Origin of the sequence: Prolixibacter denitrificans (assembly GCF_003014495.1) — a bacterium.
Lineage (GTDB): Bacteria > Bacteroidota > Bacteroidia > Bacteroidales > Prolixibacteraceae > Prolixibacter > Prolixibacter denitrificans.
Genome location: NZ_PYGC01000035.1, coordinates 1 through 1,315, shown reverse-complemented (window position 1 = coordinate 1,315; position 1,315 = coordinate 1). Strand labels below are relative to the sequence as shown.

The window sequence follows — 1,315 nt, the reverse complement described above, 5'->3', positions numbered from 1 at the left end:
TGTCTTGTCCTGAAATAGGTTTACACAAAAAGTAAACTTATGGCAGGATTTAGTATGTATAGCGAGAGGTTTATAAAACAAGTCGTTAACGAAGTACAAATGGGGCTTATTACCAAAGAAGCAGCCCGACGGAAGTACCATATCAAAGGACACACAACAGTTTTAAAATGGATTCGTAAATTTGGTAATGAAAAGGTTTATTCTGTTGGTATGGAACCGGATGATAAAATCTCCAAAACGGCCCTTCTGAGACGTATTAAGGAGTTAGAAAAACAACTGGAAGATGAAAAACTCCGCTCCGAAGGATTTTCACAAATGATCGATATTGCGGAAAAGCAATTTCACATTCCGATCAGAAAAAAGTCCGTAACCAAACGGTCCAGGCGTTAAAGTATTGCTATCCGCGCGTTGGTCTGGGCAGGATATGCCGACTGTTTGGTTTCACCAGGCAAGCTCATCATAAGCATTATAAAAAGCAGGAACGGGCGATTGTCGAAAATCACATTATTGTTCAGATGGTTAATGAAATTAGAAAAGAGCATCCGAGAATGGGAACCCGAAAACTATATCATCTACTCAAGCCTGATTTAGAAATGCTCGGCATTAAGATGGGACGTGATGCTTTGTTTGACTTACTTTCCACTGAAAGAATGCTGATCAGAAAAAGGAGGCGACAACACATCACTACCAATTCCCATCACTGGTACAGAAAGTATCCCAACTTAATCCAGGGGTTCATACCTTCCGGCCCAAACCAGCTATGGGTAAGTGATATTACCTATCTAAAAACGCATTCCGGTTTCCGGTATTTATTTTTACTGACAGATGCCTATTCAAAAAAAATATTGGGATACCATCTGGCCATTGATCTGGATAGCACACATGCTGTTGCCTGTTTGCAGAGGGCTTTAAAAAGTCTCGGTCAACCTGTCGCAGGATTAATACATCATTCAGACCGGGGGATTCAGTATTGTTCTAAGGAATATGTCAACCTGCTTCAGGATTACCAAATTCAGGTTAGCATGACAGAGAACAGTAATCCACGAGACAATGCCATTGCCGAGAGAGTTAACGGTATTCTTAAAGATGAATATCTTCATCTCGAAGTAAGCAAGAACATCATTTTCACAAACAGTCAGTTAGAAAAGACAATAAACAAGTACAACAATAGACGTCCGCATCTGAGCTGCAATATGCTCACACCGGAACAGGCACATCTCAGATCGGGTACACTCAAAAAAAGATGGAAAACCTATTATAAAAAACAAGTAAATTTAAATGTCTAACCTGTAAACTTTTTTCAGGACGATACACA

At 39.8% G+C, this 1,315-nt stretch carries 2 protein-coding genes; both read left to right on the top strand.

What is annotated here, in order from left to right; genetic code table 11:
• The first annotated feature begins 39 nt into the window (after positions 1-39).
• Positions 40-390: a hypothetical protein gene (locus CLV93_RS20065; protein ID WP_146142101.1), complete on the top strand. Its 351-nt coding sequence runs from the start codon at positions 40-42 to the stop codon at positions 388-390.
• Positions 306-1,286, top strand: coding sequence for an IS3 family transposase (locus tag CLV93_RS20060; protein WP_106544015.1), 981 nt, complete (start codon positions 306-308; stop codon positions 1,284-1,286). The genes CLV93_RS20065 and CLV93_RS20060 overlap by 85 nt, the downstream gene beginning before the upstream one ends.
• The last annotated feature ends 29 nt before the right edge of the window (positions 1,287-1,315 follow it).

Excerpts from the sequence above, each read along its gene's own strand:
- CLV93_RS20065 (WP_146142101.1), top strand. The coding sequence starts at position 40 with ATGGCAGGATTTAGTATGTATAGCGAGAGGTTTATAAAACAAGTCGTT.